This is a genomic window from Mycobacterium sp. Soil_C_30 (assembly GCF_057656995.1).
Window position 1 is genome coordinate 45,807 of the sequence record NZ_JBDGJH010000008.1, and the last position, 19,845, is coordinate 65,651.

Consider the following 19,845-nt stretch of genomic DNA (forward strand, 5'->3'; position numbering starts at 1 on the left):
GTAAAAATTACGGTTCCGCAGCGCGTCCGACGGGCGCGAAAGGTCGAGGGCGCGAGGCGGAATCGACGGTTACCGACCGTGGGGCAGGCTCACAGGTCGAGCACGACGGCCTCGGCGGGCTGAGCGCAGCAGATCAGGACATTGCCGTCGGCGGGTGGGTCCAGAGGTTCCGGGTCATAACGGACACTCCCGGACAGCAGTGGGGTCTCGCAGTTGTGGCACACCCCGGTGCGACACGACCACCGGGTCGGCACATCACAGGACTCCGCGAATTCGAGCAGGCTGGTGTTCGGTGGACCCCAGGGCGCGACGAGACTGCTGCGGGCGAAGTGGACCTCTGGACCAGGACCCGGTGGGCCGACGGGCGGATGGGGCGGGACCGTTGTCACGTCGATGCCGGGTGTGAGTGCCGGGGCGACCCCGAACAGTTCGGTGTGTACCCGGGCCGGATCCAACCCGTAGGCGACGAGGCCGGCGCTCAGTTCAGCCATGAACGCAGGCGGCCCGCAGAGATAGGAGTCCGCGTCGTGGGGTAGGTGGAGTTCGCCGAGTCGGGCCACGGAGATGCGGCCGTCTTCGGTGAAGTCGGTGCCTCGCTGGTCGGTGGCGGCCGCTCGGCTGTAGAAGACGTGAGACCGGCTGTGCGGCAGCTTGTTCAGGAGGGCCTGGATTTCGGCTTTGAAGGGGTGCTCGGTACCGTCCCGGGCGCCGTACAACCACCAGACCTGGCGCTCTGGCGATGAGTTGACCAGCGCATGCAGCATGGCGAGCACCGGGGTCACACCGACGCCGACGGAGAGCAGGATCACCGGCGTATCACCCTCGGCGAGGAAGAAGGCGCCGCGCGGCGCGGCCACCTCGACACGGTCGCCGGGTTTCAGCCGGGTGTGGACGTAGTTGCTTGCGGCGCCGTGCGTCTCACGCTTCACGCTGATCCGGAATTCGCTGGAGCCGGCCCGGTTGGACAACGAATAACTGCGAACCAGGGAGCTCCCGTTGTCGATCGCCAGCCGCACCGTGATCGACTGGCCGGCCAACCATCCCGGCAGACCGATGCCGTCCGGCTCGGCCAGCGTCAGCGAGCGCACGTGCCGACTCTCGTCATGGACACCGGTGACTTCGAGCGGGCGGAACCCCGCCCACGCCGGGGGCGGGCTACCGGCCGCTGCGGTGAGGCCGGTGTTGCCTCCGGCGGCTGGCTCGTCCGCCTGTGCCGCCAGACTGCGGAGCGAGGTTTTCCAGCCGGGGCTCAGCGCCGGTATACGCAGGGCGCGGTCGAGAGCGTCGCGCGCGTGGCCGGGCAGATAGAGCAGGGCGTCGATGTCTGCCACCGTCACCCGTTCGGGCCCCGCGGCGATCTTGATGATGTCCTGTCCGGCCTCGACCTCCCCTTCGGTGAGGACCCGGCAATAGAAACCCGGGCGCCGGTGTGCGACCAGGAGCGCCGCCATCTGCGGCACCCCGATACGCATCCCCGCGCGATAGCAGGTGACGCGCGGCTGGGTGACTTCGAAGACCGCCTGCCCGATCTGATAGCGGTCTCCGATGCACACTTCGTCGTCGGGCAATCCCTCGACGGTGAAGTTCTCGCCCAGCGTGCCCGGTGCCAGTTCACCTCGGCCGAACTCGTCGGCCCAGTGGCGATACGACTCGAGCTGGTACACCAGGACGGCACGGTTCTCGCCGCCGTGCCCGTCGAGGTCACCCTGGCCGTCGCCATCGATGTTGAGTCGCCGGACCATTCGGCTGCCGGTGACGGGATCCTTCCACGCTCCGGTGTAGACCGTGCGACCGCGCCAGGCAACGTTTTTGGGCCGGCCGACATTCACCGATACCAACTTGGCCATGGAATTCTCCTCGGGCGTGACCGCTGTCCACAGGCTATCTGCCCATCCTGGAGTCCGCTCGGGTATTCGCTCGGAATGGGCACCTACCGAGCATGATCACGCTATTGGGTTGTCTGGCAACGGCATAGAGTTCCCGTCGAGGCGATACACGTTCGGTGAACGCCACCAGAGCCAATGATTCGAGGAAACCGTGAGTGCTTTTGCGACGCGCTATCAGACCGTCACCGTTGATGGTTTGGAGGTGTTCTACCGTGAGGCCGGCGATCCCGCCAATCCGACCGTCCTGTTACTGCACGGGTTTCCGTCGAGTTCTCATATGTTCCGTAACCTGATCGCGTCGTTGAGCGACAGCTTCCACCTCGTGGCCCCCGACCACATCGGGTTCGGCCGCTCGGCCGCGCCCTCGGTCGATCAGTTCACGTACAGCTTCGACCGGCTGACGGAGGTCACGGAGTCCCTGATCGAACAGTTGGGCCTGGAACGGTTCGCCATCTATATCCATGATTACGGCGCACCGATCGGTCTGCGCATCGCCAGTCGGCGGCCTGAGCGGATCTCGGCGATCATCACGCAGAGCGGCAATGCGTATCTCGAGGGCTTCACCCCCTTCTGGGACATCCTTTTCGCGCACGCCAAGGACCGCGCCGCCAACGAAGCCGGGGTGCGCGAGTACTTCACCCTTGAAACCACTCGCTGGCAGTACACCCACGGTGTTCCCGCCGACCGGCTGGACCGAATCGCTCCCGAGGCATGGCTGCTGGACCAAGCAGGCCTGGACCGAAAGGGCAATGACGCGATTCAGCTCCAGCTGTTCTGGGACTACCAGTTCAATCTCGACGGCTATCCCGGTTTTCACGAGTACTTCCGCACCCATCAGCCACCGCTGCTGGTGACGTGGGGCCGCAACGACGAGATCTTCGGCGTGGCGGGCGCGGAAGCGTTCCGAAAGGACTTCCCCGACGGGGTGTTTCATCTGCTGGATACGGGGCACTTCGCGTTGGAAACACACGGAGCCGAGATCAGCGGATACATCCGCGAATTCCTGGGTCGGGTTGAGCCCGCTGCTCTCACCGAACGGCAGGCGTCGGTCTGACCACACTTGCGTAATCACCTGGCGTGGAACCGAACCGGGCGCGAAACTCCTTGATGAAGTGCGAGCAACTCGTGTACCCGACGGCGCGGGACACCTCCGTCACGCCGAGTCGCCGTGCTTCCAGTAGCTCACGTGCCCGGTTCAGCCGCTTGTCTTTCACGAACTGATAGGGCGAACATCCCATCACCTCGCGAAACAGGCGTGAGAAGGCTGACGGACTCAGGTTGACCTGCTTGGCGAGTTGACCGACCGACAACGGCTCGCCGAGATGGTCGACGATGTAGTCCAGAGCGGCGGCCACCGGGTTGGCCGTAACCTGTTGTGTGGCAATCCGTGTCAGCCGGTCATCCCGATCACGCTGCAGTACCCGGTACACGAGCTCGCGCAGGTACAACGGCGCCAAGACCTGTCTGTCCGACACCACCGACAGTGAGCGCAGAAAACGCAGGGCACTACTCATCAGCTCGTCGTCCAGTGTCGCGACCGCACACTTGATTCCGTCATGGTGGACGCCGTCGACGAATCTGGCGCGGCCCACCATGGAGGCCGACACCTCACAGATCAACTCGGGGTCGATTTCCAGACTCAGGCACAGCGATGGGTGACGGGGTGAACCCTCGGCAATCTGGCAGGTGCGGTCAGGGCAGTCGCAGACCACCAGACAGCGTGAGGCCTGCATGACGATGGCGACCGAGAATTCCGGCGTCTGCGGCTGCAGCGCCGTCGGCGCGGTGAAGCGGTAGAAGGTCAAGCCCGGCCAGGAACCGGCCGTGGCGCCTTCTGTCGGCGCGCCGGCGGCGAGCGCGGCGACGAAATCCGCCGACGGATGGCGGTGTTCGACCGCGGTGACGGTCATGGGTGCCCAACCGGATCGCGCTGGTCTTCTGCCACGCGAAGCCCCAATCACTCGCACTGCACTCACTCGATGTAGTGGCACTGTAGTGGATGAGAGTGTACTCAACAATATGTATGACAGGTTGATTAAATGAACTGGTACCAACGTCGTCTTACGTTGAGTGAACTAACTCCAGTGCAGCTTCCACTGTCTGTTATTCTCGGGCGCATATGAATCGTCAGGCTGGTCCCCGATGACGTCGGACGACACGGGCTCCACTCCGCGCCGCTCCCGTCGTGACGAGTACGCCGAGCAGACCCGACAGGCTGTCGTCGATGCGGCGCGGACTCTCTTCGCCGAACGGGGTTACTTCGCCACCACCGTCAACGACATCGCCGAGGCAAGCCGCGTCTCGGCCGGCACGGTCTACCAGCAGTGCGGCGGCAAGCAGGGCCTGCTACGCACCTTGATGGACATGTGGACCGCCGCACCCCTGGTGCAGCAGACCCTCGATGCCATCAATGCGACCGACAACCTCCAGGACGCGCTGCAAGCTCTCGCAGACTCCTACCTCGAGTTCTGGCGCCAGTTCGACGACATCGTCCAGCTTGTCGTCGCGACCGCTGCGCACGACGCCGAGGCGACGGGGTCACTCACCCAAGCGGTGATCCGCCACCGCAGCGCGCTACATGAAATCGCCCGGAAGATCCGGCACTTGGGAGCGTTTCCGAAGCCGTTCTCCGACGACGACTTCGCGGACATCACCCTGTACCACTACGGGCCGCAGAACGGCTTCCACTACACAGTGACCGTGCTGGGGTGGCCCGAAGAACGGGCCCGGGATTTCATCAGCGCCCAGTTCGCCCACACGTTGTTCGAACTCGGCGGCGCCGGCCGGGGCTGAGCCTCTTCGCAGATGTTCTGACCCGGCACCGCCCACCCGTGGGTGCATCTCGCCTCCGCTGCCGGCGACTGACGGGATAGACGTCAATTTTGATTCGTGAAACACCTGGCTACCGTGTGTTTTCACGCGCGGATGCCGCCCGAATTCGGTACTCACTGTTAACGCGGAGCCGCGGGCATCCGACATACCTTGCGGGGGGACGAGGTGTTGCGTAGTCGTCCAGACATAGAGGCGGCGAGACCGTCGAGCGACGATCGAGCAATTTCCTAAACCGAACGTCACGCGATTTCCGCCGTTGATCGGTGGGTGTCGTCGAGAAGCAAGGCGAAGGAGCGAATGATGGACATCAAGAAACTCGCGGTAACGACCACGATGACCGGTGTGCTGGGCCTCGGCGCACTGGGCTTGGGTGTGGGCCTGGCGCAGGCCGATCCGGCTACGCCGGAGCCGTGGCCCGGTCCGACCGTGCCTCACGTGCAGGTTCCCGATGTGAACGTGCCGAGCGTGAACGTGCCGGATGTGAATCTGCCGGGGGTGAATCTGCCCGACGTGAACGTCCCGAGCGTCAACGTTCCCGATGTGAGTGTGCCGGGTGTGAATGTGCCGGATGTGAACATTCCGAGTGTCAATGTGCCGGACATCAATGTTCCGAGCGTGAACATTCCGGATGTGAACGTGCCGAATGTGAATTTTCCGGAATTGAATGGTTACTTCCAATGGCCGCGTGAAACCATTACTCCCGGACAGTTGAAGGATTTGCCGTCCATAAATGGTGTGTCGAATCCGTTCTTCGGAATTCCTCCCGGTCAGCTGAAGAAACTGCCGACGGTGAACGGCATTGTCAATCCGTTCTTCGACCAGGCGCCAGGTCACTGGGTTGTTCCGGGTGAGCCGCAGTCCTGAACCACCGGGTGACACGATGGCCGCCCTGCCTCCGGGTGGGGCGGCCATCCCCATTCCGGAGTGACTTGGCAGCGCAAAAACCCTGCGGAGGTTCCTCGATGTTGGTATCGATGAACGTCACTTTCACACGGGGGGTTTGCGTTGACACAGACGAGTCCTGCACCGGCACCACGACGGCTGCCGCAAAGGGGCGGCCGATGGATCGCGGCGGCGGTGGTGGCGGCGATGGCGCTGGTTGCCGGCCCCGCGGTGCTGGCCTCCGCGCAGACCCGCATCGGACTCAACGGCGCCCGTCCGAGTGAGTGGCCGATAGTCGATTCGCTGCTGGCCGGTGCCGGCTTCACGCAGGAGGCGTGGCTGCCGTTTGCCTTGCATGTCGGCGAGAACTGGCTGCCCGGAACCACGCCGGTCGCGGTGGACTATCCGGCCCAACTGGGGATTCTGTCCGGACCGTTCGCGCTGACGGTGGATCAGTCGACCGAGATCGGGCGGCAGAACCTGCACGCCACCATCCTCGAGCAGCTCGAGAAGGGCGAACCCGTCGTCGTCGCGGGCCTGAGCGAGGGCACCCTGGTGATCGACCGAGAACTCGAGTACTTGCGAACCGCGGCGGACGCACCCGATGCCGATGACGTCACGTTCCACGTGTTCGGCGACATGCGACGCGGACTCGGCGAGATGTATCTGCGCGGGGTGACGATTCCGTTCGTCGGTCAGACGTTCGGTCCGGTGCCCGAGAGCCAGTACGACGTCGTGGTGGTCAACGAACAGTGGGACGGGTGGGCCAATCCGCCGGACCGCCCGTGGAACCTGCTCGCCGTCACCAACGCCGTCATCGGCGCCTTCATCACCCTCGACGGCTTCAACGATCACTCGCACAGCTCGCTCGCCAGCATGGCCGACGCGGTTCTGGTGTCGCAGACCACCAACTCGCTGGGTGGCACGACGACGACGTATATGATTCCGCGCCAACAACTTCCGATGACACGGGTGTTGCGACAGATGAACGTCCCGGACCCGTTCGTCGATGAGCTGGACAAGCTGCTCATGCCGCTGATCGCGACGGGCTACTCGTCGATGACCCCAGACCTCGGGCCCCGCATCGAGCAGGGCCGATTGGTGTGGACGCCCCCGGCACCGCAGCCGGTGTCGTTCACCAAACCGGGCGCCGTGACGCCGGAGGTTATCGAGGCGAAGACCGCCGGTCCCGCAAAGGACGCCGCGGACGCGGATCCCGGCACAGAGGATCTGCTGACCGAGGCTGCTCCCGAACCGCAGACGGCGACAGATCGGGCAGTCACCACCGGTTCGGTCGACGCCGACGACACTGAGGTACAGGTCGGACCTGCCGACACCGGTGAGACCACAACACAGCATCATGAGCGGCCCAGCAAGGTGGTCGATGTCAGGACGCGTGACGCCGCTACCGAGACGAAATCCGACCGCCGCTCGAGACCGGATCGCGTCCGCGCTTCAGTCGGCTCCTACCGGACCGGCGATCCCTCCGGCCATTCGGACAGCGGCGATTCCGGGGCTGATCGTGACCCCACCCGAGCCGGGGCGGCGGCGGGCGACTCGAAACGCCCTGGAAATCACGGAGGCTTCTGACCTGGGGGCGGCTTGCGCGTCTGCCGGATCGGTTCTGGCCTGGCCCTCAGCTGCCTCCTGACGATCCCACGTCCCACCGGTCCAGGTGTGCCGAGATGAGGTCGGTTGCGGTGCCCTCGCCGTCTTCGGACCGGAGGCAGTGTGAAAGCTGCTGCGCTCGTTGGGTATAGCCCGGTTCAGTCAGCGTTGCGGTCACGGCCTCGGCGAGAGATTTTGTGGTGAGTGCGCTACGCCGCAGTGGAGCCGGCGACGCCCCCAAGGTATGGACCCGTCGAGCCCAGAACGGCTGATCCATGATGCCGGTGACCGGAATCGAGGGCACACCCGCTCGCAGGGCGGCAGCCGTCGTGCCTGCGCCGCCGTGGTGCACGATCGCCGCCATCTGTGGAAACAGCCACGCGTGCGGCAGCTCACCGACGGTGAGGATGTCGGAGCCCTCACCGCGCAGGCCGGCCCAACCGGACTGGAGGATGCCGCGCACACCAGCCTGACGTAGTGCCGAGACGATCAGAGCGGACAGGCGTTCACCCTGTGCGGTGGCCGTGCTACCGAGACCGACGAATACCGGCGGCGGCCCAGCGTGAAGGAACTGGACCACCTCGGTCGGAGGTTGCCACGTCGGTGAATCGATGGGCCACCAATAACCTGTCACGTCCAGTCCGTCGCGCCAATCGATGGGGCGAGCAACAACGTGCTGGGAGAACCCATAGAGGATCGGCCACGTGGCGGCGCGTCGGCGCTGATAGCTGCGCCGGGACTGAGTCGGTAACCCCAGCGTGGCGCGCAGATCATTTATCAAGGGTGTGTAGACCTTTTCGCCGAGGTCACCAAGACGCCACGCCAAGTGGTTACCGCACTGCCCGAAAGAGCGATCCGTCAACGGTGGCGGAGCGAATTGCCCTGTCGCGCTGACTGGTTGGAAGAAGACCCCGATGCTCGGAATGTCCAATGCCTCTGCAACGTGATACCCCAGCAGGGAGCCCACCGGGCCCTCCAGCAGAAGAAGATCGGCGCCGGTGGCCGCGTCGGCGATTGCCTCGCCCACTCCGTGCAGGTCGTCACGCATCTGCGCCAGCACGTCCTTGGACGGCCGCATACGCGCGCCATCGACAACGGCCTGGCCGTACGCGGAGGCTCGGGTGTCGGCCTCGGTGTCGCCAGGCAAGCGTCGGTACTGCAGTCCGGCCGCGGTGATGAGGTGTTCGTACGGGCTTTGCGCGCCGATGACCACCTCGGCTCCGAGTCGCTCGAGGAGCCGGCTACCGAGTCCGGTCAGCGGTGCGACATCACCGCGCGTTCCGAAAGCCGCGATCACGATCCGGGTCATGATGTTCCTCGCGTGGCCAGGTCGAACGCAGTCACCAGTTCTTCGCCGTAGCCGATCACGTCGTAGTCGGGATCGCGGGCCAGCTCCCACACCGCACCGTCCAGCGCGGCGCGCAGCGCGTTCTTCATGAATCTCGGCGACAGCTCCCGAAATTGGCCGCCCGACAGACCGTCGACGAAGATCGGCTCAGGATCCAGGGCTGTTGATCCGGCATCTGATGGCGGCGCCGAAGCTGCGGCCTGATCGAGACGCAAACCCTTCGGTGACCGGTATCCGGTGAGGATCTCGACCATGGCAGTCGCGGCGATCGGATTTTGCTCGATGAATGCAACATTGGAGCGTATGTAGGCCGCGAGACGATCTCCCGGCGAAGCTGCCGCAGCAATAGCGGGAGCCATCTGCGCGGCTGCCGCGCTGAACACCGCGATCACGACGGCTTCGATGATGTCGTTCTTGGTCTTGAAGTGGTACAGCACAACGCTTTTGGCCACGCCTATGTGTTCGGCGATCTTTGCCACCGAGGCTTGGGCGTAACCTGCCTCGGCGATGACCTGTGTCGCAGCAGCGACGATCTGCGCCCGCCGTGCCCGTTCAGTGAAAGTCCCCGGTTCTGACCGCATAGTCAGAATTTAGACCGATTGGTCAGTTGCCCGCAAGGTGTGTCCACCACGTCTCGAGAATTCGCGAACACGGGACACCTGGTCGACAAGCACGCGTGTCTGAAGTCAACGCATCGCTTCGGCCCTTGCCATGTGCCCTTCGAAGCCCAGCGACGTGGCCACCGCGCGATAGCGCTCACGGAACCCCAGGAAGGAACCATCGTCACCCCGTGCCTGTGCCAGCAGTGCCCGCAGTCCGAGCAGCCAGACGTCCCGTAGCACAAGGCCGTCGTCGGCGGGCGCGGCCGCCAACCGGTTGATTGCGGCCTCCGCCTCGGTGATGTCGCCAAGATCCAGCAGCGTTTGCACCAGTACACCGGTGGCAGCGACGCCGTGAAGCAGCAGGCGCCCCTCGCGGAACAGATGCTCCACGGCGGTCCGCATCACGGCGACGGGCTCCGCACCGCCGCCGCAACGCGCCTGCTCGCGTGCCAGATACACAGTGATGAGGGGCAGGTCGCACAGGTTGTGCCGGCGGCGTTGAGACGCCACGCTGACTTCGGCCAGCAGCACCTGCCCACGATCGCGTTCCGCAACCGTGGGGCGGTGCACCAACGCGAGGCCGAGCGTGGCCCGGGCGAAGTCCACCGCGACGTCGTCACCGGAACGTTCGGCGATGCGCAGGGCCTCGTCGATCTCCTGCATCGCGGAATCATCCGGTAACAGAACGCCATTCGGTATTCCGGCCGGATAAACGTAGGTGACCACCGTGACGTAGGCGACCGGTTCGGCGCTGCGGGCCATGGCCATCCCGTGCCGCTGGTCGTCACGCCACCCGGGGTGGCCCAGCCAGTAGCGGGCCCACGCACGTGTCGTCAGCGCCAGCGCCAGCGGGGAGCCGAACAGGAAGTCGCCCTTGGATGGATCGCCGTCGGCCAGGTCGATGACCTCCTGCGACCAGCGGAGCACCGTGGACCATTCGGCACACTCGAGTTTGGCGTAGAGCACCGGCACCGAAAGGCCCACTGCCAGAGTCGGGTCACCCACCGACTCGACGAGTTCCCACACCTCAGAGGCCAGCCGGTCGGCCTCGATGACCCGGTCCTGCCACGCGTGATCCATCAACAGCCCTGCCGTGGCGATGGCCAATGATGCCTTGTCCCCGATGGAGGTGCACATCTGGTGCACTTCGTCGAAATGATCGCCTGCGCTGTCGATCTGGACACGGTGGGCGGTGGCGCACAACATGGTCCGGGGACCGATGGCCATCGGGATGCGGTTCGGGTCATCGGCAGGCAGGGCATCGGCGATCTTCGCCGCGCGTTCCCAACTCAGCCGCGCCGCCCCGATGTCGCGGTTGGCAGCCCACATCGCGGCGCGCAGGTGCCAACCGTAGGCGGCGCCCAGATCTCCTGCAGTTTCCAGGTGTTCGGCGATCAGCGCCGCGTTCTCGTCGGTGGAGGTGGGGTCGCGTGCCTGGATTGCGGCTGCGACGCGCCGATGCAGCTCAGCTCGATCCGATTTGAGCTGAGTCGCATAGGCGACCGTGCGCACCAGCGGGTGATGGAACGCGTACTCGGGCTCTCCGGAGAGGCCGACCGGATCGATGAGCTCGCCGACCACCAGGTCGTCGACGCGCGGTTCGACGCCGGCGGCGGTCAGCAGGTCGAGTCCGAAGCGTGCGCCGATGACCGAGGCAGCGCTCAAGGTGCGCTTGGCAGCCGGTTCGAGACGGTCGATGCGGGCGGCGATGGTCGCCTGTACGGTGGCCGGCACACTGACCTCGGCGGCGCCCACCGTCGAGACGTAGGCGCTGCGATTCCCACGCAGCACACCGCGCTCTGCCAGATCCTGCACGATCTCTTCGGCGAAGAACGGGTTACCGGCTGCCCTGTCGGCGATCGTCTGACCGAGCGCGCTCAGCGACGGATCCGTTCCGACGAGTTCGGCGACAAGTGTCGCCGTCTCCGCCGCGCTGAGCGCGGACAGGGCTATCGTCTCGGCCTCGGGCACCTGCGTCAGCGCACCGGTGTACTCGGGGCGGTAGGTGACCAGCACCAGCAACGGTGTCTGCGGGATCACGGAGAAGAACTCGGCCAGCATCGAGTCGCTGACCTCATCGATCCAGTGGGCATCCTCGACAACAAACACGGCCGGGACGTTCCGGGCCAGGGACGCGGCATTCACCAGAGCGGTCAGGCGTCGCCGGCGGGCATCCGGATCGATCCGGGCCACCACAGCATCGGGATCGCCGATGCCCAACAGGTCATCGAGTAGCAGCAGATCCTCGGCGTCCGCATCACCGGCCCAGCGCCGCAGATGAATTCGGGCGTCCGGCGCGTCGAGGCCTTCGACTCCGGTGATCGCTCGAAGCAAGCGCGCCACGGCATGAAACGGAATCTGGCTGGCATGCGACTCGCAGAAGGCGGTGAACACCTCCAGATCGCGCTCTCTGGCCATCGTCGCGACCTCACGCACCAGACGACTCTTGCCGACCCCTGGGTGCCCCACCACCCCGACCACCGCGCCCCGGCCCTCGACCGCGCGAGTCAACGATCTTTCGACGGCCGACATCTCCCGCCGCCGACCGACCAGACTCGACTCGGTACGCCCGAGTGTGAGACGCCGCTCGCCGATCCCCAGCAGACGGTAGGCGCGGACCGGCTCCTCGGCGCCTTTGATGCGTACCCATTCGGGCTCGGCCAGGGCGACGGAGCTGTCGACCAGTCGTGCGGTGGACGCGCTGAGCATGACCCCACCGGGCGGCGCCACCGACTCCATTCGCTGAGCGAGACCGACCTGCTCACCGACAGCGGTGTAACCCAGTGAACGCGAGCCGATCTCGCCCGCGATCACCTCTCCTGAGTTCAACCCGACGCGGAGTTGCAGGTCGATACCGTCTGCGCGTTGCGCTTGTACGGCGAGGGAGCGGACCTCCTTCTGAATCGCGGATGCGGCCCGGCAGGCCCGGACCGCGTGGTCGTCGAGGGCCGCGGGGGCGCCGAACACCGCCATGAGCCCGTCGCCGGTGAAACTGCCGAACGTGCCGCCGAAGTGCTCTATCACCGCCCGGCAGGTGTCGGTCAGTTCGGCCATGATCTCGCGTAAGCGTTCGTCGCCGACGGCTGCGGCGATGTCCATCGAGTGGACCACGTCGACGAACAGGACGGTGACCTGCTTGTACTCAGCGGGTGGAGGTGCCTGCCGGAGCCGCGTCCCGCATTCGCTACAGAACTTGGCCGTCGAATTCAATTGTGCGCCGCAGGAACTGCAGAGCAAACCCGCCTGGGTCAGTCCACCGCTCTCACCGCTGCCTGTTTCCACGTCAGCGTCGTTTCGCCGGTCGAGCTTCAGATGTTCGACTGTGCATCATTTCCTTGCCGATCGTCAGTCAGTTGGCAAGAGGGATCAGGCGTTGATGTTGACCTCCAGATCTCGCGGGTCGAGCCGCCATACCGGACGGGGGCGGGAGGCGTTTGTTGCCTGCAACGCGACGAGCTCATCTTGGAACTGCCGCATCGCGTTCTTGGCGCGGTTGTCGAGCGCAAGGGCGGTGAAGTCGTTCATCAGCGCACGCCTGCGCACGTTGAGGGTGAAGTTGGCATTGAGCAGCCGCTGATACACATCCAGCGGCTCGGGCTGGAAATGTTCGTAGACCCGCGCCGGCTGACGGTGCGTCCACAGCTGGTAGTCCCACATGTAGCTGCCCAAGATCTCGTGCTGTGCGGTCACCAGATACAGCAACTGCGCCAGCAACCGGGCGAGGCTGTCCCAGGTGACCTCGCCGGGAGTCACGCCAACGCCGTTGGGAACCCGTTCATTCAGTTCCTCGAGCCAGAAGAGCAGTTCAGTGTCGTTGTTGACCGACCTCGGGCCGACAGCCGACGTGCGCGGGTAGTAGACCTCCAGGTAGTTGCGCGCATAGCGGTGCATCACGGCGAACAGTTCTTCGAGGTTGTCCTGCGTGGGTGTGTCGAAGCCGGTGCCGCGCACACCTCGGGCGGCACCGTCGACTTCGGGATCGTTGACCTGGTGTCGGTACAAGAGGTGCGTCTCGTCGAACAGGCGGCACATGCCCTCGAAGGTGAAACTGAAGATGGTTTCGAAATCGCCGCAGCGGCTCATCTGCCCGCGGGTCACGATGTCATTGCTGTGCATCGTGGCGAAGATGTGCGGCCACAGCAATCTGAACAGCGGGTGGTTGGGGGACAGGCTGTTACGGGTGGCGAGGGCCAATTGCGCGCCGCCTGCCAGGTGCACCCAGTTGAAGTGGCGCACCAGCGAAACGTGTGTAGAAGCGGCGCACAAGGCGATCTTGCCGGCTTGGTTCCAGTCCGGGTGCGACGGTGTGACCGAGCCGAGCGCGCACTCGATGCGTCGGGCCCGAAGCGAACGCCGAAGCGGGTCGAGGTCGAACGCCACCCGACAGCCGATCTTCAGCAGCCCCGGGTGATGTTTGTAGTCGTTGAGTAGGCGCAGATCCCATTCCCAGGTGCCGTCGTCGGCGCGGGTGGTGTAGCAGGCGAAGGGCCCGCGTACGGCCAACGATCCGAGGTCCGGGCTACCCAGGTACTCGGCCGGCATCTCGGGTGCCCGGAACAGGCGGCGATGTCGCCGAGTCAGAGCCCTGTCCAACGCCACCTGGGGGTCGGCGTCGATGGACGGCAGACCCCGCTGCATCGGGGAGTACCTGGAGTAGAGCCAGACCTGCACCCGATAGAACAAAGTGCTCTTGCGTACTCTCTCCTCGGCCGGGATGTCGGCGCTGGCACACACCATCACGTTGCGCAGTGGGATACCGCGGATGGCCCTGGCCATCGGAGTCGGCTCGATGACGTGGCGTGTCGCAGGCGGCAGTGGGATGTCGCGCGGTTTGGCCGCTTTGAACTTCAGTAGCGCAACCGCGTTCCAGAAGCCGCGCCGCACAAGCCACCTCAGCATGGTGTCCCTCCCGAGAAGTCCCTATACCCGCCGGCGATACCCGTCACCGAGCCAGGGGTCCCGCTCGGTTTCGCGGTCGTAGGCACGCAGCGGGTGCCGCCAGGGTCTCAGAAACGGCTCCTCGTCCCACGGTTCGAAGGCGTTCTTGATGTTGGCCAGGCCGGTGCTGGCGAGCTCCGGGAAATGGCGTAGAAGAACGGTTTTCAAGTCGCTCTGGTCGATCCACCGCAGACCTTCGGCGGTGTAGACCTCCTCGGTGTAGCAGTCGGTGTAGAACCGATCGGCCTGGAGCCTGCGGCTGGCGTTGAGGATGAAGATCTGGAACATGGTCTCGCCGAATCCGAAGCCGGTGGGCCGGTGGCCTTCGGCCAGCGTGCCGATCAGTAGATCGAGCTTGTCGACGCCATCCGGGTGGCCGCCGTACACCGCCCTCAGCTGCGCGCGGATGGTCGGGTCGTCGGTCAGGTCGTCGAAACTCTCGATCGGAGTGAGTCCCAGCTGGTGCCGGAACTCGTTGTAACGCGGTACACCGCGTTCGCGGGCGCGCACGATGTCCACCGTGCCCATGTCGAAGAAGGGACAGCCGGGAATGCTGAGTTCCTGTAAGAAGTGCGGATAATTGTTGAGCTGCAATGCACCTGGGTGCTGAATGCCGAATGAGTAGAACAGGTCGGGCATGGGATACCGCTGGGTGACGGCCACTGATCCACTCTGGCGCGTGTCGGCAAACGGAACCTCCTCGGCGGTACCCGCGTCGCCGCGGCGGCGCAGATGCAGCGTCTCGGGCAGCATCGAATGCAACCGGTAAACCTCGACGAACTCCTCGGTCAGGCCGAAGGCCGACCCGTGTTTGTCGATCGGGTTCCCGACGATGCCGCCTATTTCGGGGTTACGGATATTGACGTTCGACTTGGCTTTTCGCTTCTTCGCGGCCCTGTGCCAGAAGACGGTGGCCACGCCGTACCAGTTCGCGTTCAGGCCGAGATTCAGTGCAGGGTTGGGAAGGATGGCGGGGGTCCACTCGACGGTATGAACCTTGGCCATCACCGCGGCATTGATCAGCCGCGCGACATTGAAGAGGAGGTTGTCGTCCCCCTCCCAGTCCGGGTGCGCTGTGTGCAGCATGTCGCAGATTGTGTTGTGCTCGAGCACGAACAGGGTGTGCAGCATCGAGAGACCCACCCACCAGTTGCGCCGGAATCCGGTGACCTCGACGCCGGTGTGGTCGACCGGGAGGGTGCCATCCTCGTTCACCCGCATCTTGCCGAGTGTGCCGCTGCGTAGGCAGAGCTGGGTCCTCTGGTCGCTGCCATAGATCTGGGATCCGTCCCACCAATGGGTGACTTCGTTGATCGCGCTGGTGGCCGCGGGCTCCTCGTCGCCACGGGTGGGATCTCGCTGAGTCCTGCCGACCGAGAGTGTGTGCTGCCGGTAACGACTGCAGGCGGGATCGTCCTCAGACAACGGCACGTCGATCATCCTGACGTAGGAGATCTCGCCGTGATTGATCCAGTCCCCGTTCATGAATTGAATCCACGCCGCTGACAGCAGGTTCAGGAACGGCACTTCCTTCATCACCGGCCGGCCGTCGGAACCGACCGGGCGGGTGAGCAGTCGGCGGCTGATCTCGCGCGGATTCGGCGTGAGCAGTTCATCGCCCGACTCCGGGCGGATGGCTTCGGGCTTGACGTTACGTAGGAAGCGCGTGCCGGCGGCACCCTCTCTGGGATCGGCGAGGTTGTTCCAGCTTCCGTCGGCGGTCCGGAAATGGGTGACGCCCCGCGGTGGTTGAAGGCCCGGGCGCTGAAATCCGACCAGCCTTCCGGGCGGATAGCTGCTCTCCAAGTTCTCGGAGTTCAGCTGGTTGCGTATGTAGGCCAGCTTCAAGACCGCGGGCACCATGTGGTGGTAATACCAGCTGGTCCACACCTCGTCCCGGTAGCCGCGACGGCCCACGCACTCGGTGGCCCGGTTGACCAAAGACGTTGCCAGGGCGCCCAACAACGTGCCCGCGCGCAGGCGAGCCCTGGTCAGAAAACTCCCCGGGGGCTTCGGCGGGAGTGGTCGGGGCAGCGCGTCATCGGAAACGGGCGGTGGCTCGAGCAGCGATTCGCGGGTGAAGTAGTCCCGCGCGGGCACGTGGACGTGCACGCCTGCGACGGCGTTGGATGTTGCAAGAGCAAGCATTTCACGCCAGGGGCCGTGATCGCCGTTGGTTTGCAGCGCGAGCGTGTACTGGTGCGCGGCCTCGTTGTAGCGGGCGAGCTGGAAGTTCGCCAGGCCGGCCAGCGCATGCAATTCGGCGTTGGACCCCGCTCGCGAGAGTTCGCCGTTCAGCAGCGCCAGCGCGCGCTCATACTGACCGCGATCCAAAGCCTCCAACGCCTCGCCGGAAGACATAGGAACTCCTCGAATGCGGGAATCTGCCACTGGCAACCTAACTCTCGCCGGTGCCGGTGTTCAAAAAATCGGAGAGAAACACGATTGCCGTCAAGGGTGGTGCCGTGAGCCTTACTGTTGTGTAGGGGCGCAGTTTCACTCGGGAGGGGGCCGGCGTGACGTGTCTGGCATGCGGCAATGCCCTGCGCGAGGGCGCCCGCTTCTGCGACAGCTGCGGAGCGGCGGCACCTCAGGCGATGGAGCAAGCTGAATTCAAGCAGGTGACAGTCATGTTCGCCGACGTGGTCGGTTCGATGGCGATCGCCTCCGCGGTCGGCGCAGAACGCCTGCGGGAGATGATGGCGGACGTTTTCCTGTGCGCGGCTACCGTTACCCGACGCTACGGCGGCACGGTCGACAAATTCACCGGCGACGGCATCATGGCACTGTTCGGTGCGCCGGTTGCATTGGAAGACCACGCGGTACGCGCCTGTCTGGCGGCGCTGGAGATCCAGGAACAGATGGCGCAGCTCGCCGATGAGGTGTTGCGCCGCGACAGCGTGGCACTGAGGCTGCGGATCGGTTTGAATTCGGGCCGGGTGATCGCCGGCGAAATAGGTACCGGCCCTCTGGGTTACACCGCGATGGGCCAGCAGGTGGGGTTTGCGCAACGGATGGAATCGGTAGCACCGCCGGGTGGGGTCATGCTCGGTGAGTCCACCGCGCGCTTGGTGGAACACGCCACCGTGATGGCACCCACAGAGTGGGTGTCTGTCAAAGGATTGGCGGATCCGCTGCCAGCGCGTCGGTTACTCGGGGTCGCCGCCGACCGGGAGATCAGGCGGCGGGAACCGACCCTGGTCGGCCGTGCCCGGGAGTTGAAGGATGTCGCCGCCCTCCTCGACCGGGCGATCGATGGTCCGGGCTGCGTGGTCGGAGTGGTCGGACTGCCCGGCATCGGCAAGAGCCGTCTGGCGCGCGAGGCAATGGCACTTGCCGCCGAGCGCAGCGTCACCGTCTTCACCGTCGGTTGCGAATCGCACGCCCGTGAGGTCCCGTTTCACGCGGTCTCGCGCCTCTGGCGCACCGTGTTCAGGCTCGGTGACCGCGACGCGCAGTCCGCCCGCGCACGGGTGCGGGCCAGTCTTCCGGACGCCGACCCAGAAGACCTGCTGCTGCTCGATGACCTGCTCGGCATCGGCGATGCCGCCGCCGCTCCACCGGCCATCACCGCCGACGCCCGTCGCCGTCGGTTGGCGGCCCTGCTGAGCGCCGTCGCCGTCAACCAGAGCAGATCCGTGCTGTGTGTGATCGAAGATGTGCACTGGATCGACGAGACCGGCGAGGCCATGCTCGCCGAGTTCGTCACGGTGGTGCCGCATACCCACGCGGTGGTGCTGATCACCTACCGCCCGGAATACCGTGGCGTGTTGTCGCGGCTTCCGGACAGCAGGCATATCTCGCTGGCACCGCTGAACGCGGCCGAGACCGCGGCCTTGACTGCCGACCTGCTGGGCAACGATACGTCGGTGCGGACGGTGGCGTCGCGTATCGCTCGGCAGGCCGCGGGCAACCCGTTCTTCGTCGAGGAGATGGTGCGGGATCTCGCCGAACGCGGTGTGTTGGAGGGGGATCGCGGTGCCTACCTGTGCCGTGACACCGCAGCCGACATCGGCGTGCCGGACACCCTGCAGGCGACGATCGCCGCCCGCGTCGACCGCCTGAGCAGGTCGGCCAAGAAGGTGTTGTACGCCGCCGCGGTTGTCGGCGCTCAGTTCGAGCCCGGGCTGCTGGACGTCCTTCTCGAGGGCGAGAACCGGTCCGAGGCCATCACCGAATTGCTGCAGGCCGAGCTGGTGGACCGGGTGGCGGAGACCCCGCGCGCCGAGTTCGTGTTCCGCCACCCGTTGGTCCGAGCGGTGGCTTATGAGTCGCAATTGCATTCCGGGCGCATCACGCTGCATCGACGGTTGGCCGCCGCCATCGAAGAACGCCACTCGGGCGACGTCGAGGAGAACGCCGCGTTGATCGCCGAACACCTGGAGGCGGCCGGGGACCTGCACGAGGCGTTCGACTGGCACATGCGCGCCGGCGGGTGGTCGGCCATCCGAGACAGCCGCGCGGCGCGCGCCAGTTGGCAGCGGGCCCGCCAGGTGGCCGATCGACTGCCTGCCGACGCGGCGGGTCGGGCCTCGATGCGGATCGCCGCTCGGACCTTGCTGTGCGGGACCGCCTGGCGGGCCGGCAGCACTGTTGCCGACACCGGCTTCGACGAACTGCGCGAACTGTGCGCATCCGCCGAGGACGACGTGTCGCTGGCAATCGGCATGGCCGGTTACATCATGGCGTTGACGTTCCACGACCGCTTCACCGAGGCGGCGCAGCTGGCCTCGGAACTCAGCGAGCTGCTGGAGGCGATCGGTGATTCAACACTGACCGTCGCCCTTCTGTTCGCGCCGATCTACGCGAAAACCCAAGCCGGCGAGATGATCGAGGCGCTGCGCCTGTCAGACCGCCTTGTCGAACTGGCCGACGGTGATACCGCCAAAGGCAACCTGATCGTCGGTTCACCGCTGTGCACTGTGGTCGCTATGCGCGGCCACATCAAGATGTGCCTGGGAATGAAGAGCTGGCTGGACGACGCCGCCCACTCGATCAAGATGGCGGCTCCGCTGGACCCGACGAGTTACGTGTTCGCATTGCTGTGGAAGTACGTCGCCTCGATACCGCTGGGGGCGCTGCCGCCCGATGCGACCGCGATGAGCGAAACCGCCGAAGCGTTGCGCATCGCTGAATCCTCCACGGACGACTTCCTTCTCGGAATGGGTCGGTTGAGCCGAGGCCTGGCTCTGGTGACAGGCGAAGGCGAGCAACGCGACGCCGGTCTGGACCTGCTCCGGCAAGCCCGCAACGCCGCCGTCGCAGAGCGATTCTCCCTGAGTGCGTTGACGATCGCGGATCCTGAGTTCGCGGTCGAGACGGCCCGCAGCGGCGATCTCGCGGGCTCCATCGGCATGGCGCGCGCAGTGGTCGACGGTTCCTATCGCAGCGGTGACATGATCTGGCGCGGACGGGCTTCCGCGATTCTAGTGGAACTGCTGGTCCTTCGTGGGTCCGCCTCGGATCAGCACGAAGCCCAGGTGGTGCTCGACCGGCTGGCGGCGGTGCCCACCGATCCCGGTTTCGTGCTCAATGAGATTCCGCTTCTGCGTTCGCGGGCAATGCTCGCGAGCGTGCGCGGCGACGAGGACAGGTGCCGCGAGTTCGTCGCGCAGTACCGTTCGGCGGCGGCCGCGGCGGGTTTCGACGCGCTCGTGGCGTCCGCCACCGTCCTTGCGCCCGCCACGGTGTCCTTGCGACCGGCCCGTCGGTCCGGGACCACCCTCACCGACACTTGAGGAAGGGTTGA

12 protein-coding genes are annotated in these 19,845 nt (G+C 65.5%); 5 read left to right on the forward strand and 7 right to left on the reverse strand.

Translation table 11 applies throughout. The features are described 5' to 3' along the window. Positions 1 to 89: 89 nt before the first annotated feature. Positions 90 to 1,847, reverse strand: a complete 1,758-nt coding sequence (locus tag AC3A6P_RS16740) for an MOSC domain-containing protein (RefSeq protein WP_487692780.1) — start codon at positions 1,845 to 1,847, stop codon at positions 90 to 92. Positions 1,848 to 2,037: 190 nt separating this feature from the next. Here AC3A6P_RS16740 and AC3A6P_RS16745 point away from each other — a divergent pair, with 190 nt between their 5' ends. Then, positions 2,038 to 2,940 (forward strand): alpha/beta fold hydrolase, encoded by a 903-nt coding sequence (locus tag AC3A6P_RS16745; RefSeq protein ID WP_487692781.1) that lies wholly within the window; start codon positions 2,038 to 2,040, stop codon positions 2,938 to 2,940. On the opposite strand, the gene AC3A6P_RS16750 is transcribed toward AC3A6P_RS16745, so the two are convergent. Further along, positions 2,915 to 3,796 carry an AraC family transcriptional regulator gene (locus tag AC3A6P_RS16750; protein ID WP_487692782.1) on the reverse strand — a complete coding sequence of 294 codons (882 nt, stop codon included), beginning with the start codon at positions 3,794 to 3,796 and terminating at the stop codon, positions 2,915 to 2,917. The two genes, AC3A6P_RS16745 and AC3A6P_RS16750, sit on opposite strands and share 26 nt — an antisense overlap. 232 nt (positions 3,797 to 4,028) lie before the next feature. Here AC3A6P_RS16750 and AC3A6P_RS16755 point away from each other — a divergent pair, with 232 nt between their 5' ends. From AC3A6P_RS16755 to AC3A6P_RS16765, 3 genes are all read left to right on the forward strand, one after another. Continuing rightward, positions 4,029 to 4,679 (forward strand): TetR/AcrR family transcriptional regulator, encoded by a 651-nt coding sequence (locus AC3A6P_RS16755; RefSeq protein ID WP_487692783.1) that lies wholly within the window; start codon positions 4,029 to 4,031, stop codon positions 4,677 to 4,679. Positions 4,680 to 5,018: 339 nt separating this feature from the next. Beyond that, positions 5,019 to 5,582 (forward strand): hypothetical protein, encoded by a 564-nt coding sequence (locus AC3A6P_RS16760; RefSeq protein ID WP_487692784.1) that lies wholly within the window; start codon positions 5,019 to 5,021, stop codon positions 5,580 to 5,582. A 225-nt stretch (positions 5,583 to 5,807) separates the two neighbouring features. After that, complete coding sequence (locus tag AC3A6P_RS16765) at positions 5,808 to 7,190, forward strand: PE-PPE domain-containing protein (RefSeq protein ID WP_487692785.1); 1,383 nt, start codon at positions 5,808 to 5,810, stop codon at positions 7,188 to 7,190. Positions 7,191 to 7,236: 46 nt separating this feature from the next. Here AC3A6P_RS16765 and AC3A6P_RS16770 read toward each other — a convergent pair whose 3' ends face one another. The 5 genes from AC3A6P_RS16770 to AC3A6P_RS16790 form a co-directional block, all read right to left on the reverse strand. After that, entirely contained in the window at positions 7,237 to 8,517 is a 1,281-nt protein-coding gene (locus AC3A6P_RS16770) for a glycosyltransferase (protein WP_487692786.1), read from the reverse strand. Beyond that, positions 8,514 to 9,137: a TetR/AcrR family transcriptional regulator gene (locus AC3A6P_RS16775; RefSeq protein WP_487692787.1), complete on the reverse strand. Its 624-nt coding sequence runs from the start codon at positions 9,135 to 9,137 to the stop codon at positions 8,514 to 8,516. Before AC3A6P_RS16775 ends, AC3A6P_RS16770 begins: the two co-directional genes overlap by 4 nt. Before the next feature lie 105 nt (positions 9,138 to 9,242). Next, positions 9,243 to 12,440, reverse strand: coding sequence for an AAA family ATPase (locus AC3A6P_RS16780; RefSeq protein ID WP_487692788.1), 3,198 nt, complete (start codon positions 12,438 to 12,440; stop codon positions 9,243 to 9,245). An 84-nt stretch (positions 12,441 to 12,524) separates the two neighbouring features. After that, positions 12,525 to 14,057: a lipoxygenase family protein gene (locus tag AC3A6P_RS16785; protein WP_487692789.1), complete on the reverse strand. Its 1,533-nt coding sequence runs from the start codon at positions 14,055 to 14,057 to the stop codon at positions 12,525 to 12,527. Positions 14,058 to 14,078: 21 nt separating this feature from the next. Beyond that, positions 14,079 to 16,457 (reverse strand): peroxidase family protein, encoded by a 2,379-nt coding sequence (locus AC3A6P_RS16790; RefSeq protein ID WP_487692790.1) that lies wholly within the window; start codon positions 16,455 to 16,457, stop codon positions 14,079 to 14,081. Positions 16,458 to 16,612: 155 nt separating this feature from the next. Here AC3A6P_RS16790 and AC3A6P_RS16795 point away from each other — a divergent pair, with 155 nt between their 5' ends. Further along, positions 16,613 to 19,834, forward strand: coding sequence for an adenylate/guanylate cyclase domain-containing protein (locus tag AC3A6P_RS16795; protein ID WP_487692791.1), 3,222 nt, complete (start codon positions 16,613 to 16,615; stop codon positions 19,832 to 19,834). Positions 19,835 to 19,845 lie beyond the last annotated feature (11 nt).